Source organism: Halomonas sp. DP5N14-9 (genome assembly GCF_019802175.1).
In the GTDB taxonomy this organism is placed as follows: Bacteria; Pseudomonadota; Gammaproteobacteria; order Pseudomonadales; family Halomonadaceae; genus Halomonas; species Halomonas litopenaei.
Map to the genome: position 1 here is coordinate 391,494 of NZ_JAHVHR010000024.1, position 21,305 is coordinate 412,798.

Annotated in this window: 21 protein-coding genes; 8 read left to right on the forward strand and 13 right to left on the reverse strand. The window is 62.8% G+C overall.

Annotated features, from left to right (window positions below):
* Nucleotides 1-204: 204 nt before the first annotated feature.
* The 4 genes from KUW00_RS14655 to KUW00_RS14670 all read right to left on the reverse strand — a co-directional run bounded on the left by KUW00_RS14655 (nt 205) and on the right by KUW00_RS14670 (nt 4,390).
* A complete protein-coding gene (locus KUW00_RS14655; protein ID WP_261392197.1) occupies nt 205-1,143 on the reverse strand; it encodes a homocysteine S-methyltransferase family protein in 939 nt (312 codons plus the stop codon).
* Nucleotides 1,144-1,332: 189 nt separating this feature from the next.
* Nucleotides 1,333-2,976, reverse strand: a complete 1,644-nt coding sequence (gene groL, locus KUW00_RS14660; RefSeq protein ID WP_045994578.1) for a chaperonin GroEL — start codon at nt 2,974-2,976, stop codon at nt 1,333-1,335.
* A gap of 69 nt (nt 2,977-3,045) precedes the next feature.
* Nucleotides 3,046-3,339, reverse strand: coding sequence for a co-chaperone GroES (locus tag KUW00_RS14665; RefSeq protein ID WP_045994577.1), 294 nt, complete (start codon nt 3,337-3,339; stop codon nt 3,046-3,048).
* A 505-nt stretch (nt 3,340-3,844) separates the two neighbouring features.
* Nucleotides 3,845-4,390 (reverse strand): FxsA family protein, encoded by a 546-nt coding sequence (locus tag KUW00_RS14670; RefSeq protein WP_222569409.1) that lies wholly within the window; start codon nt 4,388-4,390, stop codon nt 3,845-3,847.
* Between the two features lie 439 nt (nt 4,391-4,829).
* Here KUW00_RS14670 and KUW00_RS14675 point away from each other — a divergent pair, with 439 nt between their 5' ends.
* Both KUW00_RS14675 and KUW00_RS14680 read left to right on the forward strand, forming a co-directional pair.
* On the forward strand, nt 4,830-5,591 hold the full coding sequence (locus KUW00_RS14675; RefSeq protein ID WP_222569410.1) for an SDR family NAD(P)-dependent oxidoreductase: 762 nt from the start codon (nt 4,830-4,832) through the stop codon (nt 5,589-5,591).
* Nucleotides 5,592-5,649: 58 nt separating this feature from the next.
* Nucleotides 5,650-6,708: an Rpn family recombination-promoting nuclease/putative transposase gene (locus KUW00_RS14680; RefSeq protein WP_222569411.1), complete on the forward strand. Its 1,059-nt coding sequence runs from the start codon at nt 5,650-5,652 to the stop codon at nt 6,706-6,708.
* A gap of 118 nt (nt 6,709-6,826) precedes the next feature.
* Here KUW00_RS14680 and KUW00_RS14685 read toward each other — a convergent pair whose 3' ends face one another.
* Nucleotides 6,827-7,186 (reverse strand): ComEA family DNA-binding protein, encoded by a 360-nt coding sequence (locus KUW00_RS14685; protein WP_315901158.1) that lies wholly within the window; start codon nt 7,184-7,186, stop codon nt 6,827-6,829.
* Between the two features lie 316 nt (nt 7,187-7,502).
* Between KUW00_RS14685 and pyrF the strand changes: the two genes are divergently transcribed.
* Nucleotides 7,503-8,204 (forward strand): orotidine-5'-phosphate decarboxylase, encoded by a 702-nt coding sequence (pyrF, locus tag KUW00_RS14690; protein WP_222569412.1) that lies wholly within the window; start codon nt 7,503-7,505, stop codon nt 8,202-8,204.
* Between the two features lie 100 nt (nt 8,205-8,304).
* Here the strand turns inward: pyrF and lapB are convergent, their stop codons facing one another.
* From lapB to KUW00_RS14705, 3 genes are read right to left on the reverse strand one after another with little or no spacing between them, the layout of a single operon-like run.
* Entirely contained in the window at nt 8,305-9,483 is a 1,179-nt protein-coding gene (gene lapB / locus KUW00_RS14695; protein WP_222569413.1) for a lipopolysaccharide assembly protein LapB, read from the reverse strand.
* Nucleotides 9,484-9,789 (reverse strand): lipopolysaccharide assembly LapA domain-containing protein, encoded by a 306-nt coding sequence (locus KUW00_RS14700; RefSeq protein WP_045994572.1) that lies wholly within the window; start codon nt 9,787-9,789, stop codon nt 9,484-9,486. It abuts the gene before it with no gap.
* Between the two features lie 54 nt (nt 9,790-9,843).
* A complete protein-coding gene (locus KUW00_RS14705) occupies nt 9,844-10,140 on the reverse strand; it encodes an integration host factor subunit beta (RefSeq protein WP_045994571.1) in 297 nt (98 codons plus the stop codon).
* 238 nt (nt 10,141-10,378) lie between these two features.
* Here KUW00_RS14705 and KUW00_RS14710 point away from each other — a divergent pair, with 238 nt between their 5' ends.
* Entirely contained in the window at nt 10,379-10,681 is a 303-nt protein-coding gene (locus KUW00_RS14710) for a succinate dehydrogenase assembly factor 2 (protein WP_045994570.1), read from the forward strand.
* 562 nt (nt 10,682-11,243) lie between these two features.
* Here the strand turns inward: KUW00_RS14710 and dinB are convergent.
* Nucleotides 11,244-12,302, reverse strand: a complete 1,059-nt coding sequence (dinB, locus tag KUW00_RS14715; protein WP_213229799.1) for a DNA polymerase IV — start codon at nt 12,300-12,302, stop codon at nt 11,244-11,246.
* A gap of 39 nt (nt 12,303-12,341) precedes the next feature.
* The gene (gene lexA, locus KUW00_RS14720; protein WP_222569414.1) at nt 12,342-13,007 is read right to left on the reverse strand and encodes a transcriptional repressor LexA; all 666 of its coding nucleotides are present in this window, start codon (nt 13,005-13,007) and stop codon (nt 12,342-12,344) included.
* Between the two features lie 322 nt (nt 13,008-13,329).
* Here lexA and KUW00_RS14725 point away from each other — a divergent pair, with 322 nt between their 5' ends.
* Nucleotides 13,330-14,010, forward strand: coding sequence for a TetR/AcrR family transcriptional regulator (locus tag KUW00_RS14725; RefSeq protein WP_222569415.1), 681 nt, complete (start codon nt 13,330-13,332; stop codon nt 14,008-14,010).
* A 21-nt stretch (nt 14,011-14,031) separates the two neighbouring features.
* Nucleotides 14,032-14,550 (forward strand): L,D-transpeptidase, encoded by a 519-nt coding sequence (locus KUW00_RS14730; RefSeq protein ID WP_222569416.1) that lies wholly within the window; start codon nt 14,032-14,034, stop codon nt 14,548-14,550.
* Nucleotides 14,551-14,640: 90 nt separating this feature from the next.
* Here KUW00_RS14730 and KUW00_RS14735 read toward each other — a convergent pair whose 3' ends face one another.
* Together KUW00_RS14735 and pilB are read right to left on the reverse strand one after the other, a co-directional pair.
* Nucleotides 14,641-15,741, reverse strand: coding sequence for a type II secretion system F family protein (locus KUW00_RS14735; protein WP_261392198.1), 1,101 nt, complete (start codon nt 15,739-15,741; stop codon nt 14,641-14,643).
* 397 nt (nt 15,742-16,138) lie between these two features.
* Complete coding sequence (pilB, locus tag KUW00_RS14740) at nt 16,139-18,019, reverse strand: type IV-A pilus assembly ATPase PilB (RefSeq protein ID WP_315901160.1); 1,881 nt, start codon at nt 18,017-18,019, stop codon at nt 16,139-16,141.
* 322 nt (nt 18,020-18,341) lie between these two features.
* Between pilB and KUW00_RS22565 the strand changes: the two genes are divergently transcribed.
* Nucleotides 18,342-18,779 (forward strand): prepilin-type N-terminal cleavage/methylation domain-containing protein, encoded by a 438-nt coding sequence (locus KUW00_RS22565; protein ID WP_222569419.1) that lies wholly within the window; start codon nt 18,342-18,344, stop codon nt 18,777-18,779.
* Between the two features lie 94 nt (nt 18,780-18,873).
* Entirely contained in the window at nt 18,874-20,265 is a 1,392-nt protein-coding gene (locus KUW00_RS14750) for an MBL fold metallo-hydrolase (protein ID WP_261392199.1), read from the forward strand.
* On the opposite strand, the gene KUW00_RS14755 is transcribed toward KUW00_RS14750, so the two are convergent.
* A complete protein-coding gene (locus KUW00_RS14755) occupies nt 20,221-20,934 on the reverse strand; it encodes an SDR family oxidoreductase (RefSeq protein WP_222569435.1) in 714 nt (237 codons plus the stop codon). The genes KUW00_RS14750 and KUW00_RS14755 overlap by 45 nt on opposite strands.
* Nucleotides 20,935-21,305 lie beyond the last annotated feature (371 nt).

A 21,305-nucleotide genomic window follows, 5' to 3' on the forward strand; every position in this document is an offset into this window, starting at 1 on the left:
AAACCACCGGCTCATCTGCTGGCCGAACAGCCTAGCGGCGTGGAGGCGGCGCGACGCTGCTGTAGATCAGGAAGGAAGAAAGTAAAGGCCGCCACGCTGCGCCGCCCTGACGAAGATCAAGGACGTCGCAGCCGATGGTCTGGGCTCTTGGGTGTCGTGTGGCTGGCGCGTAAGGAGCGAAGAAGTGAGGCGACAGAGCGCGTTCTAGCGATGGCCGGCTTGGTACCAGTCGGCGAGTGTCTCGATATGGGCCGGATGGATGCCACAGCACCCGCCGATCAGACGCGCGCCCAGGGAGTGCCAGCGTTTGGCATAGTCCAGGTAGCCTGCCGGGGTGAGCTCCCGGTCCGTCGTCAAGGTGGTGTTGGCCCGGTGGGCATCGCCGATCGGTGAGAAGCTGTTGGCGTAGGCGCCCAGCGGGCGCGATAGCTTGAGTCGTTGCATGGCGTCGCCGGCGTCGACCAGTGCCTGCGCCATGACCTCCGGAATCGAGCAGTTGAACAGGATGGCGTCGGCGCCGCCCTGACATAGCTGTTGGGTCGCCTCGGCGACGGACTCGCCGGAGCGCAGGCGTGCGATATCGGACACCTCGTCCTGCAGGGTGAGGGCGTACCAGCGGGGCTTCTCGGATGCCGCCAGGACCTCCTGCATGACCGAGATCTCGGCAAGACTCGACAGCGTCTCGGCGAGCCACAGATCCACGTGAGGGTCCTGCGCATGATACAGGGCGGTGGTGATCTCCCTGGCGCGGCCGGGGTCGAACAGATCGGGACGATAGCTGCCCAGGGCGGGAGGCAGGCAGCCCGCGACGCTGAGCGAGGCTATTGGGGCATTTGCCTGCGATGGTGGCTGGACGGATGCTTCCTGCCAGCGGCTGACCGCTTGCGCTGCCAGTCGTGCCGCGAGAGAAGCGAGTGCCGGCCCCTGTTCCCGATAGCGCCGCTCGCCAAGATGGAACGGCACGCAGGCGTAGCTGTTGGCAGTAATCACTCGGGCGCCGGCCCGAATAAAGTTGAGGTGGGCCTCGATGACCCGGTCGGGAGCTTCGATCAGCGCCTGGGCGCTCCACAAGGGCTGTGAGAAGGGGGCGCCGATACGCTTGAGCTCGCGCCCCATGCCGCCGTCCAGTAGCGTCAAATCCATGATGTTGCCTGCAAGTTGATCCAGCCGATAGTGAATCATGTCCCGGGGGCGGGAATAAATTGAAAAGTCCTCAACCTCTGGATGAGGCGGCTCGATGAAAGGTGGAACACAAAAAAGCCCTGCCATCAGGCAGGGCTTTGTGCGCTTGGGGTGCGCGGGTCGGGCAGCCGAAGCTGCCCGGGGCAGGCGTTACATCATGCCGCCCATGCCGCCCATTCCACCCATGCCGCCCATGTCCGGAGCAGCGTCCTTCTCGTCCGGATCGTCGGCGATCATGGCTTCGGTGGTGATCAGCAGGCCAGCCACGGAGCCAGCGGACTGCAGCGCGCTGCGAGTCACCTTGGCCGGGTCCAGCACACCCATCTCGAACAGGTCGCCGTACTCGCCGGTCTGGGCGTTGTAGCCGAAGTTGCCTTCACCGTCCTTGATGCGGTTGACGATGACGGAGGCTTCCTGGCCGGCGTTGGTGACGATCTGACGCAGCGGTGCTTCCATGGCGCGCAGGGCGATGGCGATACCGTGAGTCTGGTCTTCGTTGTCACCCTTGAGGCCAGCGATCTTGGTCAGGATGCGGATCAGGGCAGTACCGCCACCAGGCACGACACCTTCCTCGACCGCGGCGCGGGTAGAGTGCAGGGCGTCCTCGACGCGGGCCTTCTTCTCCTTCATCTCGACTTCGGTAGCGGCACCGACGCGGATGACGGCAACACCGCCGGCCAGCTTGGCGACACGCTCCTGGAGCTTCTCGCGATCGTAGTCGGAAGAAGTCTCTTCGATCTGGGCGCGGATCTGGTTGACGCGTGCTTCGATGTCACCATCGTTGCCGGCACCATCGATGATGGTGGTGTTTTCCTTGGACATGGTCACGCGCTTGGCGGTGCCCAGGTGGTCCAGGGTGGCCTGCTCGAGGTTCAGACCCACTTCCTCGGAGATCACGGTGCCGTTGGTCAGGATCGCGATGTCCTGCAGCATGGCCTTGCGACGATCACCGAAGCCAGGCGCCTTGGCGGCGGCGACCTTGACGATGCCACGCATGGTGTTGACCACCAGGGTAGCCAGCGCTTCGCCTTCGATGTCTTCGGCGATGATCACCAGCGGCTTGCCGGCCTTGGCGACGGCTTCCAGGGTCGGCAGCAGTTCGCGGATGTTGGAGATCTTCTTGTCCACCAGCAGGATGAACGGATCTTCCAGTTCCACCGCCATGGTGTCCTGGTTGGTGACGAAGTACGGGCTCAGGTAGCCGCGGTCGAACTGCATGCCCTCGACCACGTCCAGCTCGTCTTCGAAGCCACGGCCTTCATCGACAGTGATGACGCCTTCCTTGCCGACCTTCTCCATCGCCTCGGCGATGATCTCGCCGATGCGCGAGTCGCCGTTGGCGGAGATGGTGCCGACCTGGGCGATGGCCTTGGAGTCGGTGCAGGGCACGGACAGGGCCTGGATTTCCTTGACCGCAGCGATGACGGCCTGGTCGATGCCGCGCTTGAGGTCCATCGGGTTCATGCCGGCGGTCACGCCCTTCAGGCCTTCGGCGACGATGGCCTGGGCCAGCACGGTAGCGGTGGTGGTACCGTCACCGGCGACGTCGGAAGTCTTGGAAGCCACTTCCTTGACCATCTGCGCGCCCATGTTTTCGAACCGGTCCTTCAGTTCGATTTCCTTGGCGACGCTGACGCCGTCCTTGGTCACGGTCGGCGCGCCGAAGGACTTCTCCAGCACCACGTTGCGACCTTTCGGGCCCAGGGTAGCCTTGACGGCGTTGGCCAGGACATCGACGCCACGCGCCATGCGCTTGCGGGCATCATCAGAGAACTTGACTTGTTTCGCTGCCATTTTCTGTACTTCCTTAGAATCTAAGCGTCAAAAGTGAACGTTGAAACGAGTGAGTCTGCGGGGCAGGGCTTAGCCCTCGACGACCGCCAGGATGTCGGACTCGCTCATGATCAGGACTTCCTCGCCGTCGATCTTCTGCTTTTCGACGCCGAAGCCATCCTTGAAGATCACGGTGTCGCCGACCTTGACGTCCAGAGGACGCACGTCGCCGCTCTCGAGAATCCGGCCGTTACCGACGGCGAGAACTTCGCCACGAGTCGGTTTTTCCTGGGCGTTGCCCGGAAGCACGATGCCGCCTGCGGTCTTCTGCTCTTCCTCAACGCGACGGATGACGACGCGATCGTGCAAGGGACGGATGTTCATTGCTCACGTTCTCCTGATGGTTTTGCAAGGCCGGGGCATCCACCCCGGCGGTTCATTGTTCACTCTCGTCGTGACGCCCTGCGACTCGGCGAGAGCTGGAGGTCATTGCCGGGCTGCCGATGAAGTGGCAGGCCCTTGTCGGCCCTCCTGTCAATGGCGGGGGAGCGTGCTCCCTCACCGAAGCTTGGTGCTGCTCTGGTAAGTGGGGCTGGAGTGGGGGCTTTCAAGGGCTTGGATGAAAATTTTTTTGTCTTCTTGCATCTGAGGCTGACGGGGCCCATGAAACGGCATCGGCACCCCGAAGGGTGCCGATGCGAGGGACAAGGTGATGATGCGACAAGGGTGGGTCCGCCGCGCAAGCCTCAGGCTCAGTCCGAAAAGTCGACGAGCGAAGGTTAGACAAGGCAAAAATCGGTGAGAAAGCGCAGTTTACGTGGTGTAAATGAGCATATTGAACCGATTTTTAACGCCGTATTACCGAGCGCAGACACTTTTCAGACAAGCCCTAGCGGCGTCGCTCGTCCTTGCTGATAAATTCGCCTTCCAGCGGTTCTTCCTCGCCGGCCGAACTTTCGCGCCAGCTGGTGTCATCCCGGCGGCGGCCGGAAGCCTCGTCCCATCCATCGGCATTGGCCTTCGGGCCCGCAAAGCCCCCTTCCTGGGTACCACCGAAATGGGTGCCTCCCATCTGGAAGCCCTTCATGCGCACCCCGACCTTGGCCAGCGCCTTGCCCAGCAGGCGGCGAGCGTTGGGAATCAGGCACATGAAGCCGAGTGCGTCAGACAGAAAACCCGGCGCCATCAGCAGCGCGCCACCGAAGATCAGCGCGGCACCGGTCATCAGCTCCGAGGAGGGGATCTCGCCGCGGGACATCCGCTCCTGGGCGCGTGCGAAGGTGGCCACTCCTTCGCGACGGATCAGGTGCAGACCGATGAAGCCGGTGGCCAGCACCAGCGCCAGGGTGGAAAGCAGACCGATTTCGCTACCCACCGAAAAGAGTACAGCGAAGTCGAGCAGGGCGAAGATGGTGAAGATAAGAAGAAAGGGCATGTCAGCTCCGCGTTGTGATCTCCGTTCAAGATGGGGGTGGCCACCTCTGAGTTCAAGCGTTGCTGTGGCTTTTGCTGATGGCGCCTACTTCATTTGCTGGCAGCGCCTTGCCGATTCTGGCGCGGCCACTCGCGCGGTTGTGCTTACGGTTTCCTCCGCTCGGTGTGGCAAAGATCTTCCTTTATTGCCCGATTCGGTCGCAGGTGGTTGCGCCGGCTTGCGCTAGACGAAGGAAGAGTGGCGGGGGGTGTGAAAGGTTGTCATGATGCGGTGCACCAATGGTTAGTGGGCTCATGTGTGGTGCTTTGATGTATCACGCGGCCGCTTCGCCTGGCGGCAGGTGCGGTCTGCCGCGCCTTGGCGCTATGCCTTGGGTGCCATGACAGAAAAAACCATCTGAAAACGCGCGTGTACGACGCGTCTTGCAAGGGGAAACCGCATGCAACTCGACGATGCACTGATCGCCATCACCGGCGGAGCCCGTGGACTCGGCCTGGCCATGGCGCACCATCTGGGACGCCGTGGAGCGCGGGTCGCGCTCATCGATACCGACAACGACCAGCTGGACCAGGCCGTCAATGGTCTGTTCGATGCCGGCATCACCGCCAGAGCCTTTGTCGCCAACGTGGCGGACGAGGCCTCTGTCACTGAAGCCTTTGCGGACATCCGCGAGCATATGGGGCCGCTCGACGGTCTGGTCAACAACGCCGGTATCCTGCGTGACGGCCTGCTGGTCAAGGCGCGCGACGGCAAGGTCGAAAAGACGCTGGGGCTGGACGAGTGGCAGGCGGTCATCGATGTCAATCTGACCGGTGTTTTCCTGTGCGGGCGTGCCGCCGCCGCATCCATGATCGAGGATGACCGCCGGGGTGTCATCGTCAATATCTCGAGCATCTCGCGCGCCGGCAACATGGGCCAGAGCAACTATGCCGCGGCCAAGGCCGGCGTTGCCGCCCTGACCGTCACCTGGGGCAAGGAGCTGGCCCGTCATGGTATTCGCGTGGGCGCGGTGGCACCTGGCTTCATCGAGACCGAGATGACCGCCTCCATGCGTGACGACATGCTCGAAAAACTGACCGCAGGCGTGCCCCTGCGCCGCCTTGGCGCACCTGCCGATATCGCAGAGAGCGTTGCCTTCATCTTTGACAATGACTACTTCACCGCCCGCGTCATGGAAGTGGACGGGGGGCTGCGGCTCTAGATCCAGGTCTAGCTCTAGCCAAGGGAAGAGGCCGGCCGCCTGGCCGGGTCAGGGCGCCATGAAAAACCAGCATGATCAAAGCTACAAGTTGTTGTTCAGCGAGCCGAGGGTGATCCGAGACCTGCTGACCGGCTTTATCGGCGAAGACTGGATCGAGAAGCTGGACCTCGACTCGCTGGAGCGGGTCAGTGGCAGCTTCGTCACTGATGACCTTCGTGATCGCGAGAACGACGTCATCTGGCGCGCGCGCTTCGGTGATGAGTGGTGCTACGTCTACCTGTTGCTGGAATTTCAGAGCACGGTGGATCGTTTCATGGCGCTTCGCACCATGACCTACGTCGGGCTGCTCTACCAGGATCTGGTCAAGCAGAAACAGCTGACTCGGTCGGGCAAGCTACCGCCGGTGTTGCCTATCGTGCTCTATAATGGAGAGCGTCGCTGGAGCGCGCCTGTCAACGTTCGGGATCTCATTCAGGCAGGGCCCGGCAGCCTGGCGCAATACCGACCGGATCTGTCCTTTCTGCTATTGGATGAAGGCGCCCTCGTTGCCGACCAGCAGTTCTCCAACGAAGCGCGTAATGTGGTGTCGGCCATCTTCCAGCTGGAGCATCACCGGAGTCCCGCAGATGCGGTTGAGCTGATCGGATTGCTGGTGAAATGGTTGCAGACACCAGAGCAGACAGATTTGCGTCGACACTTCGTCATCTGGATCAAGCGAGTACTATTGCCGAACTGGGTGTCAAATGAGGAACAGGGCGGATGGCAGGCCCTGAATGAATTGAGCGAGGTGCACAACATGCTGGCAGAACGAGCCAAGCGGTGGCCGGAGCAGTGGAAGCAGCAGGGGCTGGCGGAGGGGCGTCGGGAAGGTCGCGAGGAAGGTCGCGAGGAAGGTCGTCAGGAAGGTCGCGAGGAAGGTCGCGAGGAAGGTCGCGAGGAAGGTCGCGAGGAAGGTCGCAAGGAAGGTCGCGAGGAAGGTCGTCAGGAAGGCAAGCAAGACGTAGCCCGCAATATGATTCAGCGGACCTCACTGGATGACCTGACGATCGCGCAAGTGGCCGAGATTTCGGTAGAGCTGGTCACCAAGCTGCGAGAGGAAATGGAGCGTTCCAACTGATGGTCTATCATGGCCTTTTGGTTGCCTGGAGAGCCCGTTGTCTGAGGTGTTCAGTTGTCCTCACGCCCACAAGCCCTCCGCCGCACAGCGCGGCGGAGGGCTAGGTTGCAGCCGGTGTCTAGCGCAGGCTGATTTCATCCTTCAGCCGAGCGACGGTGGCGTCACCGATGCCCTTTACTCGAGTCAGGTCCTCGATGGTGGTGAAGGGGCCGTTGGCCTGGCGGTCTTCGACGATGGCCTGGGCCTTGCCAGGGCCGATGCCGGGGAGTTCCGCCAGAAGCTCGACGCTGGCCTCGTTGACGTTGATCGGCTCGATACTCAGCTGCTCTTCGGCCATGACTGGCTGTGCCAGCAACATCCAGGTCAGTGCCAGTAGTGCGATGGTCCAGAACCTGGACCGCTTGCTTGTGGAAAGGGTGCTCGAGTTGTCGTTCATCGATGGATGGCGAACAGCCTGTTGTGCGTTGTGGGTCTGCATCGGACATCTCCTTGGTGTTGAAAGTCGTCTTCATGACGTAGGGGACTTGCCCCTTCGAGTCCGTTCGACGTGATGCCGTTGGTCTCGTCTTTCACCTTAGGTGCCGAGCGACGGATCCAGTTATAAGAAATTACTTATAAAAATATCAGTGGAATTAGATATTCAGATGAAGCTAGAGGGCCGCGCGGAAGTCGCTTGGGCTGATATACTGCGGCGTTTTGGCGCTCCGGGTCCTGTGTCTCGCGACCGGGCCGGCTTGGCTCACGTCATTCAGGCCGCAGGTGCGCCCTTCGATTCCACTGTGCCGGAGGCCTCCGTGACTACCTCATCGCCCTTGATCATCGCACTCGACTATCCCTCCATGGACGCCGCGCTGTGCATGGCGGACCGACTGGACCCCGAGCGCTGTCGTCTCAAGGTTGGCAAGGAGCTTTTCACCCGCAGCGGCCCCAATGTGCTGGAAGCGCTGCATGGCCGGGGTTTCGAGGTCTTTCTCGATCTCAAGTTTCACGATATTCCCAATACCGTGGCGGCTGCCGTTCAGGCGGCGGCAGAGCAGGGCGTGTGGATGGTCAATGTTCATGCCAGCGGCGGCGCCCGGATGATGGAGGCGGCGCGCGAACGACTCGACAGGGAGGGCCTTGCGACCCACCTGATCGCGGTGACGGTGCTGACCAGCATGACCGCCGAGGAACTTGCAGCTACTAATGTTTCGGTTGGCCTGGACGAGCAGGTGGAGCACCTGGCACGTCTGGCCAGGGCCAGCGGGATGGACGGCGTGGTGTGCTCGGCGCAGGAATCGGCGCGTCTCAAGGCCGCCTGTGGCGAGGACTTCCTCAAGGTTACCCCGGGCATTCGACCGAGCTTTGCCCAGGCCGGAGATCAGCGGCGGATCATGACCCCGCGCCAGGCCATGGACGCCGGTAGCACGCACCTGGTGGTGGGAAGACCTGTCACTCAGGCAGAAGACCCCATGGCCGCACTCGAGGCGATCGAGAAGGAGCTGAAAGAGGCGTAACCCAGTCGGAGTCGGCTGACCACGATCCTGATCAAGTCAGGCATAAGACCCGATGGCAGCGCTCGAGGCGATCGAAAAGGAGGTAGAGGCCAAGTGACCGCTACTCTCCCTCTATGCCGGTGATGGGTTTGGTGGTGCCCCAGTTCCTGCATCTTGGGCACTGCCAGTGCAGGTGTTCACCGGAGAAGCCGCAGCGTCGGCAGCGGTGGCGGGGTAGCGCCTTGATCAGCGGCTGGGTGTGCTGGCGCAGCAGGTCAAAACGGGGGTCGCCTTCGCTTGCCTCGCTGCGCTGGTACAGCCCCATCAGATAGTCCACCCCACCCAGGCTCGGCTCCTTCCTGAGCTGTTCGGTGATCAGCGCTATCGCCTCCTCATCACTCCCTCGCACCCGACGCAGCGTCTGCGCCAGCAGCAGCATCACGCTGGTGCAGGGGTTCAGCTCCAGCAGCCGGTGCAGGTGCTCGATCAGTCCCTCTGCGTCGTCAAGAAGCTGATAGGTGCGTTCCAGCGGCTCAAGCAGCGTCGGGATAAAGTCGGCGTCCTGCTGGGGAATGCGATCCAGATGCTTGAGCGCCTGGCGGTACTGGCCGGTGTCGTGGCACAGCTCGGCCTGGATCAGGTTGGCACGGATGCAGCGTTCGTCGATGGAAAGCGCCTGCTTCAGGTGCTTTCTGGCGATGCCGTGGCTATTGGATGCTCGCGCCTCTGCGGCCAGTTCGCAGTGCCAGTGGGCGGCAGCCCGACGCAGGTCATCATGGCGTCGGGTCAACTGAGGAACGGCCTCGTCGATCGCCTGCTGCCATTCGCCCTCGCGCTCGAACAGGTCCACCAGCAGCCGCTTGGCATGGTGGCGTACTTCGGCGTGGGTTTCTTCCTTGACCAGCCCCTTCAGCAGCCGTTCGGCGCGATCGTGAAGACCCAGTTGCAGAAAGTCCCGGGACAGCTCGAGCTGCACCCAGGCTCCCTGGTGGCCGTCCAGGAAAGGACGTGCGAGCAGGTTCTGGTGAATCTTGACGGCGCGGTCGGCCTCACCGCGGGAGCGAAACAGGTTGCCCAGGGTGACGTGGGTTTCGATGGTATCGCTGTTGACCTCCAACGCAGAGATGAAGGTCTCGATGGCCCGATCCTGCTGATCGTTGAGCAGGTAGTTCAGGCCGACAAAGTAGTCGCGGTGAAGACTTGGGGCGGGGCGTTCTTGCTGTCGACTCTCCCGCCGGCCGAGCGCCCAGCCAATGGCGAGGGCGACGACCAGCAGGCCCAGCAGCAGAAGATCGGGCATTCAGGGAAGTTCCTTCATCTCCTGCACGCGAAGACGATCGAGTTCCTTGCGCTGCTGCTGGTTGTGGCGTTGGGCGCGAGTCAGCAGGGCGCGCAGCCGAATGTAGACGCCGCTCATCGCCAGCATGCCAAGCAGCACGCCGACAGCCAGGGAGGCCAGCAGCCACACCGACAGGGAGGCCTCGGGCAATTCGAACCAGATGAGGTTCAGCGGCAGGGCCTGTTGGTTGTTGGTCGCGAACAGGATACCGATGACCAGTACCGCCAGCAGAATGATGGCCATGATCAGGCCTTTTAGCCAACGCATGTGTGACTTCCCATAGTGAGACAAAGAGAACGGAGAGAGCGGTTGTCAGCGAACTCAGTAGCCCAGCGCACGGCTGGCGTCGACTTGTTCGCGCAACTCCTTTCCGGGCTTGAAGTGTGGCACGAACTTGCCTTCCAGCTCCACCGCTTCACCTGTCTTGGGGTTGCGGCCGACCCGGGGCTCCCGATAGTGCAGAGAGAAACTGCCAAAACCCCGTATCTCGACCCGCCCACCATCGGCGAGGGTATCGGTGATGTCATCCAGAATGAGGCGCACCGCAGCCTCGACGTCCTTGATCGACAGCTCCGGCTGCCGCATGGAGATCTGCTCTATCAGTTCGGACTTTGTCATCGGTTGTCTCCGTGAGTCCCACCTGGGTGTTGAGCGCTGGCCAAGCCAGTGGCGAAGGCCGTATCCGTCACAGCCTCTTGTTTTTAGATAGCATACTTTTCAAGTCTTGAGAAAACAACGCACTACATTCGTGGCAATGATCTTGCGCCGGGTCACCTTCGGCATACGCCGGCGGCTGCCTGGCGGATCGTGCTGCGGTATACTGAGGCCACACATTCCATCCCTGACGAGGTTCCCCTTGGATCAACCGTCTTCCGTGGCCTCCCGCCTCGAGGCCGAGCGCAAGCGCCTGCACTGGCACTCCCGCCGTGGCATGTGGGAGCTGGACCTCTTGCTGCTGCCGTTTCTCGAGCATTGCTACGATGAACTCGACGAGGCCGACCAGGCCGCCTATCGCCAGCTGATCACCGAAGAAGACCAGGACCTGTTCATGTGGTTGATGCGCCGCGAGTGGCCAGAAGAACCCAGCCGTCGCCGTATCGTGCAGATGATCGTGGACTATGCCGAGACCAGCGGTCACGGTCACAATCGGGGCCTCTGAGCAGCAGCATCTCTTCCAGGGGGCGCTGGTGGCGACCATCGCGCTGGTCGTCGCCGGCGCCACTCCCTCGCCGGTGGGGGCGGTACTCACCGCAGCTCTCTGCAGCAGACTGATTCACGCCCACCGCCATCCGCTTCAGGGTCAGCTAAGGTGCCTGGTCGAGAATGAACCAGCAGTGACGTCTGTGGCACCGCTGGGTGCCGTGGATGACGAGCAGGCTGAAGATACGGGCCTTTCCGTTTGGCAGCGTCGGCAGCGACGCCTTTTACGCGCCTTGGCTCAGACGCTTGTGCGCTGGTGGGGCAAGCCCAGGGCCCCGGTGCCTGGGCGTTGGCAGTGGTGTCCGTTGGCGTCAGCTGCGGACAGATCCGGGAGGCTTTATTCGGATGACGCTGACTGGCGCGAGATCGAGCTGACCTGCGAAAGCGTCGGTGCCAGGCTGATTTCCCTGCGCTGGCAGGGGCGCACCCACTGGCTATGGCCCGACTCGATCACACCCGAAGAGCACCGCGTGCTGAGACGCTACCTGCTTGGCATGCCAGTGGCGCTTGCTGGCCAGAGGTCAAAACGGCAATGACAGCTGTTGCCTGGCTTCCTGTGGCACCAGGCGCACGCCGACGCCCAGCAGGCGCACCGGGCGGTGGGCGCGTTGCCAGGCCTGGTCGAGCAGTTGGCGGTAGCTGGCCAGGTCCGGCTCCAGGCCCTTCGACTCCAGGGTGGTGGTGGTGAAGTCGTCAAAGCGCACCTTGACGAACACACCGGCCAGGGGCGGGCGGCCATTGCGGTCGATGCGCGCCTTCAACTTCTCGCAGAGGGTGACCAGCGCCTCCTGGGCCGCGGCCAGATCCGGCAGGTCCCGGCCGTAGGTGCTTTCGACGCTGATCGACTTGCGTTCGCGCTCCACCTTGACCGGGCGCTCGTCGATGCCGCGGGCGAGTTCATAGAGGCGTCGCCCGAATTTGCCGAACTCGTCCAGCAGCTTGTCGATGGGCTGTGCGCGCAGCTCCTCGCAGGTGGTGATGCCCAGTGCGTCCAGGCGTGCGCCGGTGGCGGGCCCCACGCCGTGAAGCTTGCGCACCGGCAGGGCCAGCACGAAGCTTTCTACCTGGTCGGGTGGTATCACCGTCAGGCCGTCCGGCTTGTCCCAGTCGCTGGCGATCTTGGCCAAGAACTTGGACGGTGCCGCCCCCACCGACACCGTGATGCCGGTGCGCGCCAGACACTCCTCCTTTAGCCAGCGGGCCATCCAGGTGGCGCTGCCCTTGAATCCTTCGACGTCGCTGACGTCCAGATAGGCCTCGTCCAGCGACAGCGGTTCGACCAGTGGCGTCAGCTCATGGAAGATCGCCTGAATCTGCCTCGACACCTCGCGGTACTTGTCGAAGTCCGGCGGAACCAGCGTCAGTTCCGGGCACAGGCGAAGTGCGCGCGCGGTCGGCATCGCCGAATGGATGCCGAACTTGCGCGCCGGATAGTTGCAGGTGGTGATGACGCCGCGGCCCTCGCGCGCGCCGCCCACCGCCAGCGGAATGTCCCGCAGGGCAGGGTTGTCGCGCATCTCGACCGCGGCGTAGAAGCAGTCGCAGTCGGCATGCAGAATCTTGCGTACGGGTGCTGGCATGGGCGGGCAGGTGCAGGCACGACGTCGGTGAAACGGCGACTAGCCCAGGGCCTGGCCGTTGCCACCGCGAATGACGCCAACCCCGACGCCCTCGATATCCAGGCTGTCGCGGCGCAGGTCCAGGGTGATGGGCGCGAAGTCGGGGTTCTCGGCCTCCAGCGTGACCTGATGGCCGTCACGCTGGAAGCGCTTGACCGTCACCTCATCCTCCAGGCGTGCTATCACGATCTGGCCGTTGCGGATGCGCTCGGTGCGATGCACCGCCAGCAGGTCACCCTCCAGGATGCCGACGTCCTTCATCGACAGCCCGCGCACGCGCAGCAAGTAGTCTGCGCGGGGGGTGAAGTAGTCCGGCGGCAGCGGGCAGTAGCGGTCGATGTGCTCGGCGGCGAGGATCGGGCTGCCGGCGGCGACCTCGCCGATGATCGGCAGGCCCTGCGAGGGGCTGGCTTCCTGGGGCGACTCGTTGGCGGCGCCGGAGTCTGCCTCCTGGGCCGGCAGGCGGATGCCGCGAGAGGTGCCGCGAATCACGCGAATCGCGCCCTTGCGCTCGAGCGCCCGCAGGTGCTCTTCGGCTGCATTGGGGGAGCGAAAGCCCAGGGCGCGTGAAATCTCCGCGCGGGTGGGCGGGTACCCCAGCTCGTTCATGGTCTTGACGATAAAGTCATAGACGTTTTGCTGGCGAGGGGTCAGGGGACGTGTCATGCGGCCTCCCACGGGCGGCGATGGAACAGGGTGGCTTGGCGGCGGCTTGCTGCCGGCGCTTGCCAGTGCTGGGGGCGTCAATGCTCGCCCTTGGTGAAGTGTACAGTATGGATGTACATCCAGTAAAACCGCGAAAGGCCAGGAGAAAGGCCAGGAATAGTGTGCCAGGGCACTGACGTGGCGGGGGAGTCGCCTGATGCATTCGTTTGAAACAGGGTGAAGCCAGGGTTGATTGTGCGAGAAGGGCGGCTCCCTTACACTCAAGCCAGTATTCAAACAATTGTTTCCAACTGCCCTTGACAAGACTGGACGGAGCCCGCGAATGGCCCAGACCGATACCGTGACGCGCATCCTGGACACCGCCGAGGTGCTTTTCGCCGAACGCGGCTTCGCGGAAACGTCGCTGCGCAACATTACCGGCAAGGCCAAGGTCAACCTGGCCGCCGTCAACTACCACTTCGGCTCCAAGAAGGCGCTGATCCAGGCGGTGTTCTCCCGCTACCTGGATCCCTTCTCCGACCGATTTCATGCCGCCATCGATGAGCTCGAGCGCGGCTACGGTGATCGCGTGATTCCGCTGGAGGTGCTGCTCGAGACCATGGCCCGCACCGTACTCGAGGTACCGGCCGAACGGCACAGCCTCAAGGTGTTCATGCGCCTGCTGGGGCTGGCCTACAGTCAGGCCCAGGGGCATCTGCGTCGTTATATTCAGGACCAGTACGGCACCGTGTTCACCCGTTTCGTGGCGCTGGTGCGCAAGGCGACGCCGGAGCTGCCGGACTCCGAGCGCTTCTGGCGTCTGCACTTTGCGCTGGGCACCGTGATCTTTACCCTGTCAGGGCTCGATGCCCTGCGCGACATCGCCCAGAAGGACTACGACGAGCACGTCTCCGTGCGTGATCTGGTGCGCCGCATGATGCCGGTGGTGGTATCGGCGCTGAAGGCGCCACTACCGGAGCCGGCGCCGACGATGCCACCGGCGACCCGCGAGCCAACTGCATAAGCCGAGAAGGGAGTCAGGGTCATGCGAACCCCACAACTGGCAGCGCTTCCCCCCAGCGAGGGCGTGTGGGTGGAGGTCGACACCGCCCACCAGCAGCTGACGCTATGGCGGGGTGAAGACCTCGCCTGGCAATGCCAGGTGTCCACCGGTGCTGCCGGTACCGGCCAGCAAGAGGGCAGCGGCCAGACGCCGCTGGGCTGGCACCAGATCCGTGCGGCCATCGGTGACGGGCAGCCCGTGGGCTGTGTATTTCGTGGCCGTCGGCCCACCGGCGAGGTCTACAGCGAGGCGCTAGGTCAGGCCCAGCCAGAACGAGACTGGATCTTGACCCGGATCCTCTGGCTCAGCGGACTGGAGCCGGGCTTCAATCGAGGCGGCGACGTCGATTCCCAGCGCCGCTATATCTACTTTCACGGCACACCGCCGGACAAGCCGATGGGGGTGGCCGACTCCCATGGCTGTATTCGCCTGCGTGACGACGACCTGTTGCGGTTGTTCGACGAAGCCACGCCCGGCACGCCGGTGTGGCTGCACGACTAAGCGCGCCGACGGATCGCGCCGGCCTAGCGAGCCCATCGTGACCTCGATGCAGGTATCACTGAGAGACGCGCTCGTCAGGCCAGGGCTTGGTCAGATGACGTTGCCCAACTGGAAGATCGGCAGATACATCGCCAGCACCAGGCCGCCCACCACCACGCCCAGTACCACGATGATCAGCGGCTCCAAGAGGCTTGTCAGGGTGTCGACGCGATCGTCCACCTCGCGCTCGAAGTGGTCTGCTACCCGCGTCAACATGCTGTCCAGGGCGCCGGCTTCCTCGCCGATGGCCACCATCTGCAGTGCCAGTGGCGGGAATCGCCGCGTCGCCCGCATCGCCAGGTGAAGTCGCTGGCCACTGGCGACCTCGTTCTGCACTGCCGCCACCGCCTGTCGGTAGACGTCATTGCCGCAAGCGCCGGCGGCGGTCTTCAGCGCTTCCACCAAGGGCACGCCAGCGGCGAAGGCGGTGGCCAGGGTACGACAGAAGCGTGCCACCGAAGCGTTCTCCAGAATCGCCCCCACCACCGGTAGTCTGAGCGCCAGGCCGTGAGCGCCGAAGCGCGCCCTGGCCGAGCGCTTGATCCACCATTTCGCCGCACCGCCCATCACACCTGCGCTTCCCAACAGCACCAGCCACCACTGCTGGGCGAACTCCGAGAGCTCGATGGTCAGGCGCGTCAGCGGAGGCAGGCTCGCCCCGACGCCCTCGAACATCTGCTCGAACTGGGGCACCACCTTGATCAGCAGGATCGCGCTGACCGCGATACCCACCGCCACCACGGTGGAGGGATACCACAGCGCCTTGCGCACCCGCGCCTTCAGGCGCTCGCGCTTTTCCAGATGACCGGCAAGGCGCTCGAGCATGCGTTCCAGCGTACCCGACTGCTCCCCTGCGGCGACCAGGTTGACGTACAGCGCATCGAAGGTATGCGGGTGGCGGGATAGTGCCTGGGCCAGGCTGGCCCCGGCGCTGACGTCCATGCCCAGTGCCTGAACGACTAGCCGCATGGCTGGCTTTGAAAGGCTTTCGCCCAGCACGTGAAAGGCCTGCAGCAACGGCACGCCGGCGGTCAGCAGGGTCGCCAGTTGGCGTGAGAACAGGGTGAGATCCCGGGGCGATATCTGACGCTCGAAGCGCGCAAGCGTGCCGCCCTGGCGCAGCTTGCGCGGGACAACGCCAAGCTGATGCAACTGGCGCTGGGCCTCGGGACGGCCGGTTGCCAGCAGTACTCCGCTACGCCGCTGGCCCTGGCGATCCTCGCCCTTCCAGTGCCAGCACCTCTGGCGTGGGTGCCGGGGGGCAGAGCGGCGTGCGCTGCGCGGGGGCTCGCGTGCCCCGCTTTTCCCGCTTGGCCCGTTTGGAAGATGGCTGTAGTCAGGCCGGGCCCCCGTTCCAGCGGTGGAAGAAGAGGTGGCTTCCCCCTGTGTCGCGTTGGGCGTGTAGCCACCCACCTGCCCAGCGGGGCCAGGAGGCGAGGCCGGCGAGGACGACGATAGGGGCGAAGAGGCAGGCGGAGCCGCAGAAGGCGAACGATGACGAAAGGGCACGTGTCGGTGGACTCAAGTGGTGGAGGGAAGGGCGGCGGTCTCATGCGGCGGTGATGCGGCAGACCTCGGCCAGGCTGGTCACGCCTTCGAGCACCCGATCCAGGCCGCTGCGACGAAGGTTCGGGTAGCCCTGAGCACGGGCCAGGGCGTCGAAGTCATCGGCGCTGCCTCCTTCCAGAATCAGCCGGCGCATGCGCTGGTCCACCGGCACCACCTCGAACAGCCCGACCCGACCCTTGTAGCCCTGGGTGCAGTGACGACAGCCCACGGCCTCGTACAGCTGGGCGGTGTCGGCCTCGGCCTGGGTCAGGCCCTGTTGCGTGAGCACCTCGGCGGGAAGGGTGACGGGGGATCGACACTGACTGCACAGGCGCCTGGCCAGGCGTTGGGCAACGATCAAGCTGACGGCGCTGGCGATATTGAAGGCTTCGATGCCCATGTTCGCCAGCCGCGACAGGGTGTCGGCGGCGGAGTTGGTGTGCAGCGTGGACAGCACCAGATGGCCGGTCTGGGCAGCCTTTATGGCGATCTCGGCGGTTTCCCGGTCGCGCACCTCGCCGACCATCACCACGTCCGGATCCTGGCGCAGAAAGGCACGCAGTGCATTGGCGAAGTCCAGGCCAATGCGCGGTGCCACATTGACCTGATTGATGCCCGGCAGCTTGATCTCCACCGGGTCCTCGGCGGTACAGATATTGCGCTCGACAGCGTTGAGCTGATGGATGCCGGTGTACAGCGTCACCGTCTTGCCGCTGCCGGTGGGGCCGGTGACCAGGATCATTCCCTGGGGGCTTGTCAGCGCTGTCTCGAACAGCCGGCGCTGGTCCGGCGAAAAGCCGAGCTGCTCGATACCCAGGCGCGCCGACCTGGAGCCCAGCAGCCTGAGCACGATCTTCTCGCCGTAGACGGTAGGCAGCGAGTTGACCCTGAAGTCGATGTCCTCGCCATCGTCGAGCTGGACCTTGATGGTGCCGTCCTGGGGCAGCCGACGTTCCGAGATGTCCATCCGCGCCATCACCTTGAGGCGCGAGGCGATGCGCCCGCGCAGGTTAAGTGGCGGCTGGGCCACTTCGTGGAGCAGGCCGTCGATGCGAAAACGCACCCGAAAGGACTCCTCGAAGGGCTCAAAGTGGATGTCCGAGGCACGTTTTCTGACCGCGTCACGCAGAATGGTGTTGACGAACTTCACCACCGGGGCGTCATCGGCCTGGTCGTTCAGGCTGGAGCTCAGCCCGGAACCCAGCCCGGCATGGAGCTCCTCATCCAGGCTAGCGTCCTGTTCAGTGTCGAAAGCCGCGCCCGGGTCAGAAGCCAGAGCCGACGCCAGACCCGACACCAGCCCAGACTGCCGCGACTGAAGCGTCTTGCCCGTACGCTCGTCGGCGCCCGTACTGTTCCCGCCTGAGGCGCCAAGCGCGCCCAGGGCGGCGGTGATGTCGCCATCATCGGGATGATCGACGCCCAGGTAGGCGTCAAGCAGCACGCGAATCTGGTCCAGCGGCGCCAGCGCCGGCTTCAAGCTCTTGCCGGTGACGAACTGAAGCTCACCCAGACGGGCGAGGGTCGAAGGGTAGGGCACCGCCACGTGCAGCTGATGCTCATCGAGGCTAAGCGGCAGCACCGAATGCTCGCGCAGCAGGGCTTCGGGGAAGTGAGATAGCGCCGGTAGTTCGTCCAGCTCATGTTCCTGCAGGTCGACAAACGGCAGGTCATACTCGTCCGCGGCCGCCCGCGTCGCCGGGCCGACGCTGACCAGCTCATGCTCGACCAGGTAGCGCAACAGCGTGCTGTGGCTGTCCTGAGCCTCCCGCTCGGCGCGCAGCGCCGCCGGAAGGCTCAATAACCCCAGTGACACCAGACGTTGGCCCAATCCGCTGTTTGGCCCTTGCGGCAAGCCATTGAACCCCTGATCAAACGGCACAGCACCCTCCCTGGAAGCGAGCCTGACAATCGGCCCGATAGCTCCCCTTGGTGACATCCTCATACGAGCGGTCAGTTTACCCCTCGACAGAACGCCCATAGAGGCCCTGCAGACGGTTTTGTCATCCAAACCCGAATCGGCATCAAGGTTTGGGCGCAAAAGCCTCAGGCGCGCTCTCAGCGCCGCGTAAGATGCCTTGAACCTCGGGAGGGCGGTGATGCGAAATTGATGGCCTGGCTAAGCGCCATTTTCACCACGCCGCACCACCGTTCAGTCAGCACGCCACCGTGAAACAGCAAGAAGCCAACAGGGAGCATCAGACATGGAAGGCATCAGCAGCAGCGTCAGCACCAGCAATGCAGCAAAGAGCGGAACCGTGACACCGGCAGGGCAGGGCGGCTTTACCCTGATAGAACTGCTGGTAGTGGTGGCCATCATTGGACTGCTATCAGCCATCGCCATACCGCAGTACACCAATTTTCAGAAGCGCGCCGCGGTAAATGCCTGCAAGGAAGAGCTGGCAGCTGCGAGGACGGCTTTGTCGGTCAGTGGAACGCTAGGAACGGCGGATAAGACAGCGCCAGCGCTGGATGCTGAATATGCCTGGAGTGCATGCGACGGTACGAAGGTCTCGTACACTGCACCGACAACTGACGCAGAGGGTTCGCTAGAAGCGGCGCCGGCCAATTCGGACTATGCCGATGCTGATGACCCAATTTCGCTCGATATTCCGGAGCTTGTCGATGCCTCGACATTGTAGTCAGTCAAGCCTCTTGGACTTGATACGCGCTATTGGGTCGAGTCGATCTCGAGACTGAAAAGTTGGTACCTGCCGAGTAAAGGGGGATATCACTTTGAATGGCCCTAGTATTATCCACCATGGTGGCGCCGATGGCGTCACCGGAAGCTGTCACCGTCTCCAGATATCACCTGACCATGCCATCTTGATCGATTGCGGCCTGTTTCAGGGAGAAGACCTCAAGGGCCAGTCTAGCTTTGAACGTCACCAGATCGAATTTCCGGTCGACGACGTCATCGCTTTGGTGGTGACCCATGTCCATATCGACCATATCGGTCGGCTGCCCTACCTGATGGCAGCAGGGTTCAAAGGCCCCATCATCTGCACCCCGCCGAGTGCGCGGCTGCTGCCACTGGTGATCGAGGATGCCCTCAAGATTGGCTTCACCCGCGACCGCAGGCTAATCGAGCGGTTTCTTGATACCGTTGAGATGCATCTTGATCCAAGTCCCTATGGTGCTTGGAAAACCCTGCTAAACGATGAGCGTTACAAGGTCAAGGTGCGTCTACAGAACGCGGGGCATATACTCGGTTCAGCATACGTCGAAATTGATGTTGAGGACGAGCGCACGAGTCTGGATAATCGCTACGTCTTCTCGGGGGACCTCGGGCCGCCCGACACTCCGCTGTTGCCGGACCCCACTCCGCTGGAGCGGGCAGACGTCCTGGTGCTTGAGAGTACCTACGGCGATAGAAGGCATGAAGGCCGCAGGACGCGGCGCGCACAGCTCAAGGAAATGATTTATCGTGCACAGCGCGAGGGCGGTAGCGTGGTCATTCCAGCCTTCAGCATCGGCCGTACGCAGGAGCTGCTCTACGAAATCGAGACCCTTCTGCACGAGCGACAGGAAGAAGAGAAAGGCGAGCGTCCCCTGATCATCGTCGATTCACCGCTGGCTGCACGCTTCACCGAAGTATACCGAGACCTCAAGCCCTGGTGGGACAGTGAAGCCAAGGCGCGGCTCGACCAAGGCCGCCACCCCCTCAGCTTCGATGGCCTCATCAGTGTAGATGGCCACGACGACCATCTCGACATGGTCGAGCACCTCGCCACCACCAACACCTGGGCCATCGTCATCGCCGCCAGCGGGATGGCCACCGGGGGTAGGGTGGTCAACTACTTGAAGCGACTCCTTTATGATTCTCGCCACATTGTATTGTTTGTTGGATATCAGGCTGAGGGTACGCCTGGAAGGCTGATTCAGCGAGCGAAACGTGGAAGCGAAGTCGTTGTCGACGGACAGAGCATAGCGGTGCATGCCTTCGTCAAGAGCGTTTCGGGGTTCTCAGCGCATGCTGATCAGCAGAACTTGATCGAATTTGTTTCACAGCCTGGTCAGAAAGTCGATGACGTTCGACTAGTTCACGGAAGTTATAAAAGCCAGCGCAAGTTGATGGAAGCATTAAAGATGCATGTTGCGAATGTAGGCCCGAGCAGTAAATGTTGAGGGTATGAGGGCGGTATCTTTGATGAGTTGCAACACCTGATCGATCAGGATGTCGAAGGCGTTCTCAAGACGAGAGACCGACAGCCGAGAGTTGGATGGACGCTTTGCTGGTGTGGGATAGTCCTTCGTCGCCAGGCGAGGCAGCTGGTCGTCGCAGAACATGAGAGGAAGTCCGTCCAGACGAGCGAGGCGAAAAATCTCTCGAGCAAAGTCATACCAGGAGAGGAAGCCCCGGGGCGCCAGATGGTAGAGCCCGGTCAGTTCGGGACGAGAGCGGTAGACTTGCCACGCATGCAAGGTGACGTCAGCAATCAGGCGTGCGGGTGTCGGTGCGCCCACCTGGTCGTCGACAATTGCCAGGGACGACCGCTCCCGTCCCAGACGCAGCATGGTCTTCATGAAGTTGCCGCCTCTGGCGCTATAGACCCAACTGGTCCGGAAGATTTGTGCCGCGCATCTGCTCTCAAGCACCGCCTCGTCGCCTGCAAGCTTGGACTGGCCGTAGCAAGATAAAGGGACGGTTGGACTATCTTCCGTCCAGGCCCGAATGCCATCACCTGGATAGACGTAGTCGCTGGAGTAGTGTGTCAACAGTGCACCGTGATCGGCACAATAGCGTGCGAGGCAGCCGGACAGCTCCGCATTGAGTCGAATGGCTATTGCTATGATTCATTGCAACCAGCATCTTACTGCTGAATAACGTGCCACCACCGTCGTGCTGATGCGTGAAGGTCACTCGCTACGCTCCATCGCCCAGTAGCATGAGAGAACTGTCAGCATGACTACTGTGCTCTAGTTCGACTGCAGACATCAATCACCCTAGCTATGACGGCGGTCTTGAGGGGTTTCAGAGCCATACTGACGCATCATCGGTCGAAACGTCAATCGAACCTGCGCCTTGATGCGCCTCACTTCTACCTCCAGGGAAAACGCATGAAAAACCGCGCTACGACGGGCTTCGTAGCGCTTTACCAGTAGGAGCTTATGTGGTCATCTAGCAGCTTTTGCTCATGGATGATCCGATGCTGACACCGTCTCTT